This is a genomic window from Streptomyces sp. NPDC039430, assembly GCF_055639435.1.
This window is the reverse complement of the sequence record NZ_JBVKAK010000029.1, coordinates 13,477-30,627: the sequence shown is the minus strand read 5'-3', so window position 1 is coordinate 30,627 and position 17,151 is coordinate 13,477. Positions and strand designations below refer to the sequence as shown.

2 protein-coding genes and 1 pseudogene are annotated in these 17,151 nt (G+C 74.1%); all 3 read right to left on the bottom strand.

The genetic code is table 11. The annotated features are described in order from the left end of the window. Positions 1–4: 4 nt before the first annotated feature. A complete protein-coding gene (locus ACZ7LS_RS36340; RefSeq protein WP_382528696.1) occupies positions 5–1,279 on the bottom strand; it encodes a cytochrome P450 in 1,275 nt (424 codons plus the stop codon). A gap of 13 nt (positions 1,280–1,292) precedes the next feature. Next, positions 1,293–2,108, bottom strand: coding sequence for an alpha/beta fold hydrolase (locus ACZ7LS_RS36335; protein WP_382871759.1), 816 nt, complete (start codon positions 2,106–2,108; stop codon positions 1,293–1,295). Between the two features lie 85 nt (positions 2,109–2,193). Then, positions 2,194–16,953 (bottom strand): annotated as a pseudogene (locus tag ACZ7LS_RS36330) (amino acid adenylation domain-containing protein); the annotation flags it as partial. Between the last annotated feature and the right edge of the window lie 198 nt (positions 16,954–17,151).

Genomic DNA, 17,151 nt, shown 5'->3' with positions numbered 1-17,151 from the left:
TCCGTCAGCGGCCGCTGCGCCGGACGCGCAGCCGCTGGTATTCGGCCAGCGCGAAGTACGGCGCGACCACGGTCGGTTCGCCGTCGAGTTCGAGCGACGGCAGTACGGGCACCACCGCCCGGAGCAGGGCGCGCAGCTGCACCTTCGCCAGGTTCGACCCGAGGCAGAAGTGCGCGCCGTGGGCACCGAAGGCGAAGTGCGTCCTGCGCGGCCGGGTGATGTCGAAGCGGTACGGGTCCTCGAACACGTCCTCGTCGCGGTTGGCGGAGGGGAAGAACATGGCCACGGTCTCGCCGGCCCGGATGAGCCGGCCGCCGATCTCGGTGTCCTGCACGCAGGTGCGGGCCATGTGGATCGCCACCGACGTCCAGCGCAGGATCTCCTCGACGGCGCCGTCCAGCAGCCCCGGGTCCTCGGCCAGCTTCCGCAGCTCACCGGGGTGTTCGAGCAGGGCGCGGATCCCGCCCGCGATGACGTTGCGTGTGGAGCCGTTGCCCGCGAACAGCAGTTCCGACGTCTGGTTGAGGAGTGTGGACAACGGCAGCTTGCGGTCCCGGACCGTGGCGGCCGCCAGCCGGCTCACCACGTCGGTGCCGCCGCTGCCGCCGTCCGCCATGCGCTGCTGCACCAGGGCGGTGAGATAGCCCATGATCTCGCCGACGTTGCGCATGAAGGTGTCCTGCGCGCTGGTCCCGTCGGAGCGGCTCATCGTGCCGACGGTCCACAGGTAGAGCTTCTCCCGGTCCTCGACGGGCACGCCGAGCAGCTCGCAGATCGCGGTGACCGGCATCTTCGCCGCCAGCTGGTTGGCGACGTCGGCCGAGCCGCGTTCATCGACGAGGCCCAGGAACTCCGTCACGAGCACGGCCGCCTCGGCGTTGAACCGTTCCTCCAGGGCCGCCATCGCCTTGGGCATGAACGCCGGGCTCATCAACTGCCGGACCTGGTGGTGCACCGGCGGGTCCATCCACGTCAGCGACTGCGCCTCGGCCGGGTCGTGGCCCAGCAGCGCGGCGCGCTGCTCGCGGTCCCGGGCGAACATGTCGGCGACGTCGAAGGAGTTGAGGGACACACGCTGGGAGCTGGAGAACAGCTCGGGGTGGCGGGAGACCCACGCCATGTCCTTGTGCCGGGTCAGGGCCCAGAACGGCTCGAAGCCGGGCCGCCGGTACCAGAACACCGGGGCCTCGCGGCGCAGCAGGTCCCACTCGCGCCACGGGTAGCCCTGCTCGGCGTACTTCTGTTCGTCGGTGATGTCGATCGTGTCGAGGCTGAGCATCGGATCCCTCTCTTCAGCGTGCGCTGTGCTCGGTCAGGAACGCGGCTGCCCCGCCGGGCTCCGCGCCGGACAGCCGGGCGTCGGGCGCGTTGCGCACCAGCCGCCCGGCGAACCCCTCGGGCCGCGACGGGCCGCTGCCGGGCACCACCGACAGGGGGGTGGGGATCCGCCTCATCCATTCCTCCGTGACGCTGAAGTACGGCGATCCGGCGGGCCACAGCCCGTCCCGGTACCGGCCCAACAGCACCACGTGACGCTCGACACTGAGTCGACTCAGCTCTGCGCGGGACTCGACCGACGCCCGCAGCGTCCCCGCGAACGGGCCCGCGCCCGCCGCCCGCGCGAAGTCGCCCTCGCGCTCGGCGAGGTCCAGCACCCCGGCGGCCCCCCGGGCCCGCACCGTGCGCATCGCCTCGTCGAACGGCGCGTGCAAGGCGCCCGGCATGGCGGGCCCCTCCAGACCGGCCGGCTCCACGCAGACCACGCGGCGCACCCGCTCGGGCGCCTCCCGTACCAGCCGCCACGCCTGGGCACAGGCCGAACCGAGCGCCACCACGTGCACCCGGCCCACGCCCAGGGCGTCCAGGACCGCCAGCTGGTCCGCCGCCGCCTGCGCGTACGAGAACGGTTCGAGCGGGGCCACGCCGCCGCCCCCGGTGTGCCGGGGGCGCGGGGCGATCACCCGGAAGGCGGCCCTCAGGTGCGCGGCGGCCGCGGCCGGGTCCGGCTCGGGCAGGCCCGTCGGGCCCGCGGCGAGCAGCAGCACCGCCTCGCCGTCGCCGTCGACGGTGCAGGACAGACGCGCACCGGCGCGTTCGATCGTGGACATGTTCTCCTCCATCAGTTCGCTACCGCCTCTGGACCAGTTCCATGGCGTGGCCCGGTACGGCCTTGAGCAGTTCCGCGGCCAGTGCCGCGGGGTTCTCGATCGGCGCGGCGTGGGTGCCCTCGATGGCGCGGCGCTCGAAGGCGCCCTCGGTCAGCGGCCGCCACGCCTCCATCGACTCGCCCGGCATCAGCGGGTCGCCGGTCGCCCAGAGGGCGAGGAGCGGGATGTCCAGCGGGCCCCGGACGACCTCGGGCAGGGTCCGGCGGTAGTTCTGCGCGAGCGTCACATCGGCGCGCAGCGCGGCGACGTACTCGGCGAAGATCTCCTCGTTGTCGACCACCCGGCCGGGCAGCAGGTCCCGGAACAGCCCGGCCAGTTCGGTGGTGCTCGCGCTGTCCCACAGGGAGGAGACGGCCGTCATCTTCTCGGTGAGCGGACTCGGCTCCAGCGGCGGCAGGCCGCACGCGGTCACCAGGGCCAGGCCGGGGGCGCCGGCCCGGCCCCGCAGCCGGTGCGCCAGCTCCCAGGCCACCCACGAGCCCTGGCTGTGCCCGTACAGGACCGTCGGCAGGTCGAGCCGGCCCGACAGGGCCGAGAGGACCTCGTCCACGAACACGCCCATGTCGTCGGCGTGCGGTTCCTCGCCGCGTCCCTCACGGCCGGGAGGGGCCACGGCGAGCAGCTCGATGCCGTCCGGGACGTGCGGGATCAGCGGTACGTGCCCGGAGACGGCGCCGCCCATGCCGGAGACGGCCACGATCCGCGCGCGGGGCTCCGCCGCCGGCTTGAGCACCCGCAGCCAGGGGCTGCCGGACCGCGGCGCGCGGTCCGTGGCGGGGCCGGTGCCCGGCGCGAGGAGTTCCACGACGTGCCCGGCGAGCGCCTCGACCGTCGGGTGCCGGAACACCACGTCCTTCGCCAGCGGCAGCCCGGTAACCCGGCCCAGCCGCTCGCGCAGGCCGACGGCCGCGAGCGAGTCCAGGCCGAGCTGGTGCAGCGGCTGCCCGTCGGGCAGTTCCGCCGGTTCCAGGCCCAGTACCGATGCCGCCTCGGCCCGTACCAGGGCCGCGGCGAGACCGGTGCGTTCCGCGGCGGGGCAGGCCGTCAGGCGGGCGCGCAGTGCCTCGCCCGCCGCCCGGTCCGCGGTGCCGGGCGCGCCGGGTGTGCTGTCCTCGCCCGCGGCCCGTGCCTCCTCGACGCCCAGCAGCAGCGGACGCGGCCGGGCCACCGAGAACGCGGGGGCGAACCGGGGCCAGTCGATGTCGGCGACGCCCAGCGCCACCGAACCGGCGGTCAGGGCGCGTTCGAGGCCGTGCAGCGCGCCCTGCGGGGAGATCGCCCGCAGACCGCGTGCCCGCAGCTGCTCGTCGGCCGCCTCGCTCAGCATGCCGCCGCCCGACCAGCCGCCCCAGTGCACCACCGTGGCGGGCAGTCCCTTGGCACGGCGGTAGCGGGCCAGGCCGTCCAGCGCGGTGTTGGCCGCGCCGTAGGCGGCCTGCCCGCCCGCGCCCCACAGGCTCGCGCCGCTGCCGTACAGCACGAACGCGGCCAGCGGGCTGCGGGACAGGGCGTCGTGGAGGTTCCACGCGCCGAGCACCTTCGCCGCCATCTCCTCGGCCGCGTCCCCGGCACGCAGTGCGGCCACCGGGGTGACGCGGGCGACGCCCGCCAGGTGGGCCACCACCGTCAGCGGCCGCTGTGCCGTGTCGGCGTACGCCACCAGGGAGGCGACCTGCGCGGCGTCCGTGACGTCACAGGCGCGCAGCTGAACCGTCACCCCGGCGGCCGCCAGCTCGGCGCTCAACGCGCCGATCTCCTCGGTCTGTTCGGCGCGGCGGGCGGCCAGCACGATCCGTTCGGCGCCGTGCGCGGCCAGCCAGCGGGCCAGCCGCAGCCCCAGCGCGCCGGTGCCGCCGGTGATCAGGGCGGTGCCGCTCATCGACCAGGCCGCGCCGCCCTGTCCGGGCCGGGCCCGGCGCAGCCGCCGGACCAGCCGGCCCTGCGGCCGCAGGGCCACCTCGTCCTCGTGGTCGCCCGCGGTCAGGGTGCGCACGAACTGCTCCGCCCATGTGTCGGGCAGCGCCTGGGGCAGATCGATCAGGCCGCCCCAGCGGTGCGGCTCCTCCAGCGCGATCACCCGGCCCGCGCCGCGCACCAGGCTCTGGCGGTGCTGCGGCGGCTCGCCGCCGTCCACGGCGACCGCGCCCCTGGTGACGGCCCACACCGGCACCTGCGGGTGGCTCTTGCCGAGTGCCCGCACGACGGCCAGGGTCTGGAAGAACCCGGCCGGAAGGCCCTTCGTGCCCGCCGACTCGTCCAGCGGGCTCAGTGTGAGCACGCCGCGCAGCTCCCGCGGCAGCGCGGCGAGCGCCGCCTCGACAGCCTCGTCGCCGTGCGGCAGGACGAGGGAGCGCACCCGCGCGCCGTGCCCCGCGAGGACGTCGGCGACCTCCCCGGCCGTGCCGGCCGCGCCCTGCGGGGCCAGCAGTGCCCACACTCCGTCGAGGGACGCGGGCCCGGCCGGCGCGGCCGGCTGCCACGTCTCCTCGTACAGCCAGCCGGCGACCGTGCCGGGCAGGTCCCGGCGCTCCCGCCATCCGGCCAGATGCGGCAACAGTGCCGCGACGCCGGAGCGCAGTTCCTCGGGCAGGCCGAGGAGCTCGGCCAGCCCCGCCGCCTCGCCGCCGCGCACCACGTCCCAGAACGCCTGGTCCGCCGGTGCGGTGGCGGGAGGTGCCGCGGGCGCCTCCTTCCAGTACCGCCGGCGCCGGAAGGCGTAGGTGGGCAGCCCCTGGACCGCGGCCGCCGGGCGGCCCGCCAGCTCCTGCCAGTCGACCGGGGTGCCCAGCGTGTGCAGCCGGGCCACCGCCCGCGCGAGCGCCAGGGTCTCCGGGCGGTCCCGGCGCAGCGCCGCCACGGCCGTGGCGGAGCCGGTCAGGGACTCGTCGGCCATCACCGACAGGACGGCGTCCGGGCCGATCTCCAGGAACCGGCTCACGCCCTGCGCCTGCAGGGCGGTGACGGCGTCCGCGAAGCGCACCGTCTCGCGCAGATGCCGCACCCAGTAGCCGGGGTCGGACAGCTGCGCGTACGACACGGCGGCGCCGGTCAGTGTCGACACGATCGGCAGGGACGGCTCGTGGTAGGTGAGGTGTGCCGCGACGCGGCCGAACTCGGCGAGGACCGGTTCCATCAGCGGCGAGTGGAAGGCGTGGCCGACCGGCAGGCGCCGGGTCTTGCGGCCCGCCGCCGCGAAGTGCGCCACCACCTCCTCCACGGCCCGCTCGGTGCCCGAGACGACCGCCGACGACGGCCCGTTGAGCGCGGCGACAGCGACCTCCCCGGTCAGGACGGCCCGCACTTCGCTCTCCGTGGCCCGCACCGCGGCCATCGCGCCGCCCGCGGGCAGCGCCTGCATCAGCCGGCCGCGGGCGCACACGAGCGCGGCCGCGTCCGGCAGGGACCACAGCCCCGCCACATACGCGGCGGACAGCTCGCCGACGGAATGCCCGGCCAGGACGTCCGGCCGCACCCCCCACGACTCAAGGAGCCGGAACAGCGCGACCTCCAGGGCGAACAGCGCGGGCTGCGCCACATCCGTGCGCTCCAGCGCCCCGCCGTCGTCGAACATCGCCTCCAGGAGCGGGCGTTCGAGATGGACGCCGAGCGCGGCACACACCTCCTCCAGCGCCGCCGCGAACACGGGATGCGCGGCGTACAGCTCGCGGCCCATCCCGGCACGCTGGCTGCCCTGCCCGGTGAACAGCGCGGCCAGGCCGCCGTCCGTCACACTGCCCCGCACCAGCCCGTCGGCCTCCCGGCCCGCGGCCAGCGCCCGCAGCCCGTCGCGCAGCTCCGCGACGGAGCCGCCGAGAACGGCCGCCCGCACCTCGAAGTGGCTGCGGCGCACCGCCGAGACCAGCGCCAGCTCCGCCGGACCGGCATCGCCACGGCCCTGAAGCCAGCCGGCCCAGCGGTCCGCCTGGGCGCGCAGCGCCGCCTCGTCCCGGCCGGAGAGCACCAGCGGCACCGGCGCCCCGGCCGTGCCCCGCTCCGTCCGCTCGGACCGCGGCGCCTCCTCCAGCACCACATGCGCGTTGGTGCCGCCGATACCGAACGAGGACACGCCCGCCCGGCGCGGGCCGCCCCGCGGCCAGTCCCGCAGCTCGGTGTTGACGTAGAACAGCTCCGGGTCCAGGCCCAGTTCCGGGTTGGCCCGCTCGAAGTGGAGACTGGGCACCAGCTTGCCGTGGTACACGGACAGGGCGGCCTTGATCAGACCGGCGACACCGGCCGTGGCGTCGGTGTGCCCGATGTTGGTCTTCACCGAGCCCAGGGCGCACGGCGCGCCGCGCTCGCCGGACGCGAACACCTCCTGCAGGGCCTGCACCTCGATGGGGTCGCCGAGGGCGGTGCCGGTGCCATGGGCCTCGATGTAGCCGATGGAGCCCGGTTCCGTGCCGGCGGCCGCCTGGGCGGCGGCGATCACCCGGGCCTGGCCGGTGACGCTGGGCGCGGTGAAACCGACCTTGTCCGAGCCGTCGTTGTTGACGGCGCTGCCGCGGACCAGCGCGTAGACGGTGTCCCCGGCGGCGACCGCGTCGGACAGCCGGCGCAGCACGACCACGCCGACACCGTCGCTGAAGACCGTGCCGCCCGCGTTCTCGTCGAAGGCGCGGCACACCCCGTCCGGGGAGACGATCATGCCTTCCTGGTAGGGGTAGCCCTGCTCCAGCGGGAAGGACAGCGAGGCCGCGCCGACCAGCGCGACATCCGACTCGCCGCGCAGCAGGCTCTCGCGCGCCAGGTGGGTGGCGACCAGACCGGTCGAGCAGGCCGTCTGCACGTTCAGCGCGGGACCGCGCAGGTTCAGCTTGTGCGAGACGCGCGGCGCGAGGAAGTCGCCCTTGGTACCGACCATGTTGCGGTAGAAGCCCGACAGGTCGGTGGCCTCCTCCTGCGGATAGCCGCCGAAGCCGGAACCGCCGTACACCGCGATCCTGCCCTCGAAGGTCCCCGGCACGATCCCGGCGTCCTCAAGACCCTCCCAGGCGCATTCGAGGAACAGCCGGTGCTGCGGATCGAGCACCTCGGCCTCGGCCCGCGAGTAGCCGAAGAAGCCCGCGTCGAACCGGTCCGCCTCCGCGACATGCCCCTTGGCCCGTACGTAGGCCGGGTCGGACAGCAGGTGCTCGGGCACGCCCGCCTGCCGCAGCTCCTCCTCGGTGAACCGGCGGATGGTGTCCTTGCCGCTGCTCAGGTTGTGCCAGAACGTCTCGATGTCCCCGGCGCCCGGCAGCCGGCAGGCCATGCCGACGATGGCGAGCGGCTCGTCCCCGGCGCCGCGCCCGGCCCCTTCGGCCCGCACCTCCCGGGGGCTCTCGCCCTTCAGGAACGCGGCCAGCCGGCGCACCGTCGGGTGCCGGAACACCGACGACAGCGGGAACTCCCGGCCCAGCCCCTCACAGAGCATCTGGTGGGCGCTGAGCGCCGACATGGAGCTGGCGCCGAGTTCGAAGAAGCCCTTGTCCCGGTCGACGCGGCTCACCGACAGCACCGACTCCCAGACCCGGGCCACGAGTTCCTCGACCGGCTCCGCCGCCGGCGCGTCCTGCGCGGCGCCGGCGCCGGCGGGCTGCGGCGCGGGCGCGGGCAGCCGCTTGACGGCCTCCCGGTCCACCTTGGCGTTCGGGGTGTGCGGCAGCTCCGCCATCCGCACGAAACGCGAGGGCACCATGAACGGCGGCACCCGTCCCGCGAAGTACTCGGCGAGCGCCTCCTGCCCCGTGCCCCGCGCGGACGGCGTCCAGTACAGGCACAGCGCCGGGTCGCCGGGCACGTCCTCGCGCACCACGGCCGCGCACTCGGCGACTCCCGGGTGCTCGCCGCCCAGCGCCTCGATCTCCCCCAGTTCGATCCGGTGCCCGCGCAGCTTGACCTGGGCGTCGGCCCGCCCGCAGAACTCCAGGCTGCCGTCCTCGCGGTAGCGCACCACATCGCCGGTGCGGTACATGCGGGCGCCCGGCACCGCGGAGAACGGGTCGGGCCGGTAACGCGACCGCGTCAGCTCCGGCCGGTGCAGATAGCCGCGGCTGACACCGAGACCGCCGATCCACAGCTCACCGCGGCAGCCCCGCGGCACCCGCTGGCCGGCCTCGTCGAGGAGATACAGATGGGTGCTGCGCACGGCGTCGCCCAGCGACACCTCGCCCGGCTCGACGTGCCAGGTCGACGACCACACCGTGGTCTCGGTCGGCCCGTAGATGTTGGTGACGCCGCCGCCGCAGTGCGCGAGCAGCCGCGCGGCCAGACCGCGGTCGAGGGCCTCCCCGCCGACGATCATGCGGTCCAGGCCGGCGAGCAGTTCCCGGCCCGCCCCGTCCGCCAGGAGCATCCGGGCGAGCGAGGGCGTGCACTGCAGATGGGTGGGCCGCCACGAGCGGTACTCGGGCCACTCTCCGACACTTCCCCGGGCCACGACGACCCGGTAGCCGCGGGTCAGCGTCCACAGCAGCTCGACCATGGAGATGTCGAACGACGGGCTGGTCACGGCAAGCCAGGTATGGCCCGGCCCGCCGCCGATCCGGTCGTCGACCGCGGCGAAGAAGTTCGCCAGCTGGGCGTGCTCGATCGCCACGCCCTTGGGCTTGCCGGTCGAGCCCGAGGTGTAGATGACATGCGACAGATCGCCAGGGGCCGGACCGTCGGACACGGGTATCGCGGCGGACGCCGGCACGGGCACCTCGTCGAAGACGACGACGGACGCCGCCGTGCCGCCGAGGGCCGCACGGCCCGGCTCCGAGGTGATCAGCACCCGCAGCCCACTGTCCTCGATCACATGGTCGATACGCGCCTTGGGATATCCGGGGTCGATGGGCACATAGGCACCGCCCGCCATCCAGACGGCGAGGACCGACACGATCAGCTCCGCCGAGCGCGGCAGATGAATGCCCACCAGGACATCCGCGCCGACATCGAGGCGCGTCAGTGTCCGCGCCAGCTCACCCGCCCGCGCGGCCAGTTCGCCGTACGTCAGCTCCTGCCCGCCGCAGACCACGGCGACCGCGTCCGGAGTGCGCCGCACCTGGCCGAGGACCAGCTCCAGGGCGGTGGCGGACACCGGGCCGGCCGGGTCGGGCAGCCCGCCGCGCTCCGCCAGCCAGGCCAGCTCCGGCTCGCAGATCACCGGCAGTTCGGCGACCTTGGTCTCCGGCGCGCGCACGACCGCCGCGAGCAGCGTCTGAAGGTTGCGGGCCATCCGCAGGGCCGCCGGGCGTTCCAGCACGTGCGACTGGAACTCCAGCTCACCGCGGAGCCCGGACTCGTCGGAGACCAGGGTCAGTCCCAGCTCGAACTTCGCCGCTCCCCGCACGTTGCCGAGCGTGCTGCCGGACTCCGGGCGGGTCCAGGCGTCCGCGCCCTCGCCGAGGGAGGCGGCGGACGCGGTGATGTAGTTGAACACCGCCCGGAAGAACGGGTTCTCCTCGCCGGTGCGCGCCCCGGCCGCCACCCGCACGATCTCCGTCAGCGGAACGCTCTGATGGTCCAGGACGCCGAGCACCCGCGGCCGCATCCGGGCCAGCAGCTCGCCGAACGTCACCCCACCGGACAGGTCGCAGCGCAGCGGCAGCGTGTTCGCGAGGAAGCCGGCGAGCGTCGCGGTGCCCTCCGTGCGCCGGTTGCCCCACACGGTGCCGACCGCGAAGTCCTCCTGCCGGCAGTAGCGCCCCAGCAGCACGGAGAAGGCCGTCACCAGCACGGTGTACGGCGTCACGGACGTGCTCGCCGCCAGCTCCTCCAGCTGGTCGCGCAGCCGCGCGGGCAGCGTGAAGTACACCGCGTCGCCCCCGCCGTCCGCGTCCGCCGCGGGGCCGGGCGGGAACTCCAGCCGTGGCACGCCCGCCAGCTCGTGCGCGAAGAAGTCGAGCGCGGGCGCGAAGCGGCCCTCGCGCAGGCAGCGCTCCTCCCACAGCGCGTAGTCGCCGAGCTGGTGCTCGACGGGCGGCCGCTGCGGCTCCCGGCCCTCCCGCAGGGCGTGGTACGCCTCGAACAGGTCGTGCAGGAAGAGCCCCGACGACCAGCCGTCGGTGATCGAGTGGTGCAGCACGAAGCAGAGCAGCTGGCCGCCGCCGGGCAGCAGCAGCGTCAGACCGCGCACCAGCGGGCCGCCGGTCAGGTCGAAGGGCCGCAGCTCCTCCTGGCGTACACGCTCCTCGACCGCGGCCTGGTCCGCCCCCGACAGGTCCTCGTGCACGAGCGGCACGCCGAACCGCGGCCGCACGGCCTGGACGAGACCGGCGCCCTCGGCCCGCAGCACGGTGCGCAGCGACTCGTGCCGCTCCACCACCCAGTCCAGGGCGCGTGCCAGCGGCTCGGGCTCCAGCGCACGCTCGGTGCGCTGCTTGAACACGGTGTTGTACTGGGGCGACCCGGGGCGCATCTGCTCCATGAACCACAGCCGCCGCTGGCCCTCCGTCGCCGGGTACGCCGTGCGGCCGGCGGCACGCTCCAGCGGGGGGAGCCCGGTGGCGTCCACCGCCGGCGCCGCGGCGTCCGCCGGGGCGGACGGCGCGGACTCGGTGCCGTCGAGCAGCTGCGGCAGCAGGAACCCGGCGAGGTCACCCGCTGTCGGGTACGCGAACGCCAGGTCGGAGGGAAGGGTCAGGCCGGTGGCGTCCGACAGCCGCTTGCGCAGCTCCACCGCCATCAGCGAGTCGATGCCCAGCTCCTTGAGCTGCTGCTCCTCGCCGACGCCGTCGGCGTCGGCGAGGCCCACGACGGCCGACACCTGCCGGCGGACGAACTGCGTGAGCACCGCTGTGCGTTCCTGGGCCGCGGTGGCCGCCAGCCGGTCGCGCAGCGACAGCGCGTCCGTGGCCGACCGTGCCGCCTGCCGCAGCTGGACCTTGGGCCGGATGAGGGCCTGGAACAGCGGCGGGATCCCGGCCCCGGCCTCCCGCTGCATCAGCCCGAGGTTGAAGTGCACCGGGACCAGCTGGCTCTCGGGCCGCTTCAGGGCCGCGTCGAGCAGATCCATGCCCTCCGCCATGGTCAGCGCCCCGGCCCCCTGACGCTGCATGCGGGTGAGGTCGGTGCGGGTGAGGTGGGCGGTCATGCCGGTGCCGTCCTGCTGCCACAGGCCCCAGGCGAGGCTGGTGGCGGGCAGGCCCTGGGTCTGCCGGTGCGCGGCGAGCGCGTCGAGACAGGCGTTGGCGGCGGCGTAGGTGCTCTGTCCGGGGGAGCCGAGGGTGCCGGCGGCGGAGGAGAACAGCACGAACGCGGCGAGGTCATGGGCCTGGGTGAGACGGTGGAGATGGAGTGCGCCGTCGGCTTTGGGGGCGAGGACGCGGGCCAGGCGTTCGGGGTTCTGGCCGGTGATGAGGCCGTCGTCGAGGACGCCGGCGAGGTGGTAGACGGCGGTCAGCGGCCGGTCCAGGCCGCCGATCAGGGCGGTGGCCTGCTGTTCGTCGCCGATGTCGCAGGCGCGGATGTCGACCGATACGGCCCCCGACTCCCGCAGTTCGTCGGCGAGGTCGTCCGCGCCGGGGGCGTCGGGTCCCTGGCGTGAGGTGAGGACGAGGTGGCGTGCGTCGTGGTGGCGTACGAGGTGGTGGGCGAGGTGGCGGCCCAGTCCTCCGGTGCCGCCGGTGATGAGGACGGTTCCCTCGGGATCGGGGGCCTGGGGGGTGGTGAGGACGATCTTGCCGGTGTGACGGCCCTGCGCCATGTGGCGGAAGGCGTCGGGAGCGTGGCGCACGTCGTAGGCGTGGAACGGCAACGGCGTGAGCACGCCCGTCTCCAGCAGGCGCTTCAGCTCACCGAACATCTCGAAGATCCGGTCGGGGCCGCTCTCGATCAGGTCGAACGCCTGGTAGGACACGCCCGCGTGGGCGGCGGAGACCTCCTCCGCGTCACGGATGTCGGTCTTGCCCATTTCGAGGAAGCGGCCGCCGCCGGCCAGGAGGCCCAGGGAGGCGTCGACGTATTCGTGGGCCAGCGAGTTGAGGACGACATCGATGGTCCGGCCGGCCCAGGTGGTGGCGAAAGCGGTGTCGCGGGATGAGGCGATGTGGTCGTCGTCGAGGCCCATCCGGCGCAGGGTGTCCCACTTGCCGGTGCTGGCGGTGCCGTAGACCTCGGCGCCCAGGTGCCGGGCGAGCTGGACCGCGGCCATGCCGACACCGCCGGCGGCCGCGTGCACCAGCACCTTCTCCCCGGCCCGCAGCCCGCCCAGGTCCACCAGGGCGTAGTACGCGGTGAGGAAGGTCAGCGGCACCGTCGCGGCCTCGGCGTAACTCAGCGCTTGCGGGATGCGGGTCATCACCCGCGCATCGGCGCGGACCTCGGTGCCGAACGTGCCGACGGCCAGCCCCATCACCCGGTCACCCGCCGCCAGATGCGTGACAGCGGAGCCGGTCTCGACGACCTCGCCGGCGCACTCCAGGCCCAGCTTCGGCGCGTGCACCATGTCCAGGGCGTTGAGCACGTCACGGAAGTTCAGGCCACTGGCCCGCACCCGTACCCGCACCTCCAGCGGACCCAGCGGCCGCGCCGTCTCCGCCTCCCCGGCGCCCTCGAAACCGAGGGAGTCCAGACGGCCCTTCTCCCGCACGGTCAGCCGCCAGGGCGCGTCGTCGGCCGGCGGCGTCAGCGCGCCGCCCTCGCCGCCGGCACGGACCAGCCGCGGCGCGTGCGCGGCCCCGCCGCGCAGGGCCAGCTCCGGTTCGGCCACCGTGCCGAGCACGGCGCCCAGCGCCTGCGCTCCGATCGGCTCCGTATCCAGGTCGACCAGGCGGAAGGAACGTTCCGCGTGCTCCACGCGTGCCGTCCGCACCAGGCCCCAGACCGCGCCGGCCCAGGGGTCGGGGACGGCGTCCGACGGACGGGCCCGCACCGCGTCGCGTGTCACCCAGACGACCTCGGCGTCGGCGAAGCGCTCGTCGCTCACGACCAGACGCAGCAGTTCCAGTGCGTCCCGGGCCGCGGCGCCGGTCCTGTCCTGCGCCGCGGGCTCCGTGAGGTCCACCACGATCCTGCGCACCGCGTCACCGGCGGGCAGTTCCTCCAGGGCCGTGGCCGCGGCCACGCCCAGGGCCCGCGCCAGCGGGCCGTCAGGGCCGAGCACCACCAGGCCGTCGCGGTCCGGCTCCGCCGCCGGGCCTGCGGCGACCTGCCGGAAGTCCAGCCGGAACAGGTGCTCCGCGCCCGGCTGCTGCCGGGCGGCGCGCAGCTGCGCGGCCGTGGCCCGCCGCATCTCCAGCCCGCCCGCGCGCAGCACGGGCGAGCCCTGTGCGTCGGTCACCAGCACACGGGCCACCGGTGCCCCGTCCTCGCCCGCGGTCTCCGACAGCTCGACCCGCACCCGCAGTTCGGTGCCGCCGGTCGCGTACAGCTCCACGTCCGACCAGGCCGACGGCAGGAAGAGGGTGTCCGGGTCCTCGGAACCGTCCGGTGTGACCACCCCCGCCAGCACGTGCAGCGCGCTGTCGAGCAGCGCCGGGTGCACACCGAAGCCGTCCACCGCGCCGCCCTGCTCGGGCAGGACGATCCGGCCGTAACCGGTACGCCCCCGGGTCGACAGCTCCCGCAGGGCGCGGAAGCCGGGGCCGTAGGTGAACCCCCGGGCGTCGAGAGCCTCGTAGAAGCCGCTCAGGTCGACCGGCTCGGTGTCCGGGACGGGCCAGCGGGCCAGATCCGGTACGGACGGTTCCCCCTCCACCGTGTCCACCAGCTCGCCCGTGGCGTGCAGGGTCCACGCGCCGGGGTCCGTGGTGTCCTCCGGCTGGCTGTACACGGCGAACGGACGCCGGCCGGCCTCTCCCGGCCCCTCCACCCGCAGCTGCAGCCGTACGGCCGTGTCGGCGCCGAGCGCCAGGGGCCTGGCCAGGGCCAGCTGGCCGACGCCGCCCGCACCCACGGTGCGCGCGGCGGCCAGCGCCAGGTCGAGGAAGCCGGTGCCGGGGATCAGTGTCGTCCCGAACACCGCGTGGTCGGCGAGCCAGGGGTGGGTGCGCGGCGAGAGGCGGCCGGAGAACAGGTGGCCTTCCCCGTCGGGCAGCGTGGTCACCGCCGGCAGCCAGCCGTGCCCCGTGGTCGCGAGTCCGGTGGTGGTGAGGTCGGTGGTGGTGTGCTGGGTGGAGGGGAGCCAGTAGTGCTGGTGTTGGAAGGGGTAGGTGGGGAGGGGTGTGGTGGGGGTGTGGGGGAGGAGGTGGTGCCAGTTGATGGGGGTGCCGTGGGTGTGGAGGGTGGTGAGGGCTTGGGTGAGGGTGTGGGGTTCGGGGTGGTTGGTGCGGGTGGTGGTGATGGTGGTGGGGGTGTGGTGGGGGAGTGCGTTGGTGATCATGGTGGCGGCGGTGCCGTCGGGGCCGAGGTCGAGGTAGTGGGTGGTGCCGAGGGTGTGGAGGGTGGTGATGCCGTGGTGGAAGCGGACGGTTTCGCGGACGTGGCGGGTCCAGTAGTGGGGGGTTTGGATGTCGGGGGTGGCTTCTTGGCCGGTGAGGTTGGAGATGATGCTGAGTTTGGGTGGGTGGTGGGTGAGGGTTTGGAGGGTTTGGTGGAATTCGTGGAGCATGCCGTCCATGTGGGGTGAGTGGAAGGCGTGGGAGACGTTGAGCCATTTGGTTTTGCGGCCCTGGTCTTCGAAGTGGGTGGTGATGGTTTCGATGTCGTGGTCGTCGCCGGCGATGACGAGGCTGGTGGGGCCGTTGATGGCGGCGATGGAGGTGTGGGGGGTGAGGTGGGGGGTGATTTCTTCTTCGGTGGCTTGGATGGCGACCATGGGGCCGCCGGGGGGTTGGGCTTGCATGAGGCGGGCGCGGGTGGTGACGAGGGTGGCGGCGTCTTCGAGGGTGAGGATGCCGGCGATGTGGGCGGTGGTGATTTCGCCGATGGAGTGGCCGATGAGGTGGTCGGGGGTGATGCCGAGGGATTTGATGAGGCGGTAGAGGGCGACTTGGTAGGCGAAGAGGGCGGGTTGGGTGTGTGCGGTGTGGTGGAGGGTGGTGTTGTCGTTGGTGAAGAGGGTGGTGGTGAGGGGTTGGTCGAGGTGGGGGTCGAGGTGGGTGCAGATTTCGTCGAAGGCGTGGGCGAAGGCGGGGTAGGTGGTGTGGAGTTCGTGTCCCATGCCGGGGCGTTGGGAGCCTTGGCCGGAGAAGACGATGGCGAGGCGGTTTTTGGTGGTGTGTGCGGTGGTGAGGTGGGGGTGGGGGGTGTTGTTGATGAGGGCGTTGAGGGTGGTGCGTAGTTGTGGGGTGGTGGTGCCGGTGAGGGCGGCGCGGTGGTCGAAGTGGGTGCGGGTGGTGGCGAGGGTGTGGGCGATGGTGTGGGGGTCGAGGTCGGGGTGGGTGTCGAGGTGGTGGGCGAGTCGGGTGGCCTGGTCGTGGAGGGCGTCGGCGGTCTTCGCGGACAGCACCCACGGCACCACCGGCGGCTTCTTCCACGGACGCTCCGCCGAACTCCCGGCCCCGGCCCCGGACTCAGCCCCCGCTCCGGACTCGGCCCCGGCTCCGGTCCCGGTCCCGGTGTCCCCGGGCTCCTCGCCGTCGTGGTGCGGGGCCTCGGCGGGAGCCTCCTCCAGCACCACGTGCGCGTTGGTGCCGCTCACCCCGTAGGAAGAGACACCGGCGCGGCGCGGCCGCCCCTGGCCGCCCCACTCCCGCGGTTCGGTCAGCAGCCGTACCGCTCCCGCGCTCCAGTCGACGTGACTGGTCGGCTCGTCCACGTGCAGGGTGCGCGGCAGGACGCCGTGCCGCATGGCCTGCACCATCTTGATGACGCCGGCGACACCGGCGGCGGCCTGCGTGTGGCCGATGTTCGACTTGATGGACCCCAGATGCAGCGGCTGGTCCTCGGGCCGGTCCTGCCCGTAGGTGGCGAGCAGCGCCTGGGCCTCGATCGGGTCGCCCAGCCGGGTCCCGGTGCCGTGCGCCTCGACGACGTCCACGTCCCGTGTCTTCAGCCGGGCGTTGGCCAGGGCCTGCTGGATGACCCGCTGCTGGGAGGGTCCGTTGGGCGCGGTCATGCCGTTGGACGCGCCGTCCTGGTTGATGGCCGAGCCCCGCACCACCGCCAGGACCCGGTGCCCGTTGCGCCGCGCGTCCGACAACCGCTCCACCAGGAGCATGCCGACGCCCTCCGACCAGCCGGTGCCGTCCGCGGCCTCCGCGAACGCCTTGCACCGGCCGTTGGACGACAGGCCCCGCTGCCGGGAGAACTCGATGAACGTGGCCGGTGTCGCCATCACCGTGACACCGCCGGCCAGCGCGTAGTCGCACTCGCCCAGGCGCAGCGCCTGAACCGCCCAGTGCAGCGCCACCAGCGACGACGAGCAGGCCGTGTCGACGGTGATCGCCGGACCCTCCAGCCCCATCGTGTACGCCACCCGGCCGGAGGTGACCGCCCCCGAGTTGCCGTTCGCGAGGAACCCCTCCAGGTCCTCCGGGACATCCCGCAGCCGGGCGATGTGATCGTGGTACATGAGCCCGGCGAACACCCCGGTGCGCGAGCCGCGCAGCGAGTCCGGCGCGATCCCCGCCGCCTCCACCGCCTCCCAGGACGCTTCGAGCAGCAGCCGCTGCTGCGGGTCCATGGCCAGCGCCTCACGCGGGCTGATCCCGAAGAACGCCGGGTCGAAGGCGCCCGCGTCGTAGAGGAATCCGCCCTCCCGCGTGTACGCCGTCCCCGGCTTGTCCGGATCCGGGTCGTAGAGCCTCTCCAGGTCCCAGCCGCGGTCGTCGGGGAACTCCCCGATGCCGTCGCCGTCGGACGCCACCAGCTCCCACAGGCCGTCGGGGTCGGTCACCCCGCCGGGGTAGCGGCAGGACATGCCGACGATCGCGATGGGCTCGTGCGACGCGTCCTCGGTCTGCTGGAGCTTCGCGCGGACCTGCTTCAACTCGGCCGCGGCGCGCGCCAGGTATTGACGAAACTTGTCTTCGTTAGACATCTGGTCCTCGCTGGTTCCTGTGCGTTCGGAGAAGAGGTACGGATGAGGGGGCCGGCGGGCGCCGGACACGGAACGGCCCCCCGAAGCCGGTGCTTCGGG